We start from the raw sequence: 1,118 nt of genomic DNA, 5'->3' as shown, positions 1-1,118 counted from the left end.
GCCCGAGCGAGGCGCTCAAGCCCACCGCCGCACCGCCGCCGCCGGACGAGCCCGGGCGCGAACGCGGCGGCCTGCTCGGCATGATCAGCGGCCTGATGACCCTGTCCGTCGTCCTGGCCATCGGCGTCATGATCGCCCTGACCCTGGTGAACCGCGAACTCCGCGAACCCGGGCCGCTCGCGACCGACAAGGTCGTGGTGATCCCCAACCGCAGCGGCACCAGCGAGATCGCCGAGACGCTGAGCCGGGAGGGCGTGATCAACCACACCTCCCTGTTCGAGCTCGCCGCACGCTTCCGCGGCAAGGGTCCGCTCAAGCATGGCGAATACGTCTTCAAGGCGCATGCCAGCATCGACGAGGCCATCGACACCCTGACCTCCGGCCGGCAGGTGCAGCACGCGATCACCTTCCCCGAAGGACTCACCAGCGAGCAGATCGTCGGCCGCCTCAACGAGAACGACATCCTGACCGGTGAGATCAACGAGATCCCGCCCGAGGGCGCCCTGCTGCCCGACACCTACAAGTTCGAGCGCGGCGCCACCCGCCAGCAGATCGTCAACCTGATGCGCGCCAAGCAGCGCGAGGTGCTGAACCAGATCTGGCAGCGCCGCAGCGCCGAGGTTCCGGTGCGGACCCCCGCCGAGATGGTGACGCTCGCCTCCATCGTGGAGAAGGAGACCGGCCGGGCCGACGAGCGCCCCCGCGTCGCAGGCGTCTTCGTCAACCGCCTCAACAAGCGCATGAAGCTGCAATCCGACCCGACCATCGTCTACGGCCTCGTCGGCGGGCGCGGCACGCTCGGGCGCGGCATCCAGCGCTCCGAGATCGAGCGGGCCACGCCCTACAACACCTACGTGATCGAGGGTCTGCCGCCCGGCCCGATCGCCAATCCCGGCCGCGCCGCGCTGGAAGCCGTCGCCAACCCGTCGCGCACCAAGGACCTGTTCTTCGTCGCCGACGGCACCGGCGGCCATGCCTTCGCCGACAGCCTGGAAGGCCACCAGCGCAACGTGACCCGCTGGCGCCAGGTCGAGCGGGCCCGCCAGCAATCGCCGCAGCCGGATGCCGGCGGCGTCGACAAGGTCGACCCGGCAGCAGGCGAGCCGAACGCGGCCCAG

1 protein-coding gene is annotated in these 1,118 nt (G+C 70.5%); it reads left to right on the top strand.

Annotated features, from left to right (window positions below; genetic code table 11):
- Nucleotides 1-1,118: endolytic transglycosylase MltG (mltG, locus tag FV217_RS22385; protein ID WP_147821835.1), on the top strand; the 1,118-nt coding region annotated here is incomplete at both ends.

It is taken from the genome of Methylobacterium sp. WL9, assembly GCF_008040035.1.
GTDB classification, from domain to species: Bacteria; Pseudomonadota; Alphaproteobacteria; order Rhizobiales; family Beijerinckiaceae; genus Methylobacterium; species Methylobacterium thuringiense.
This window is presented reverse-complemented; position numbering and strand designations above follow the sequence as displayed.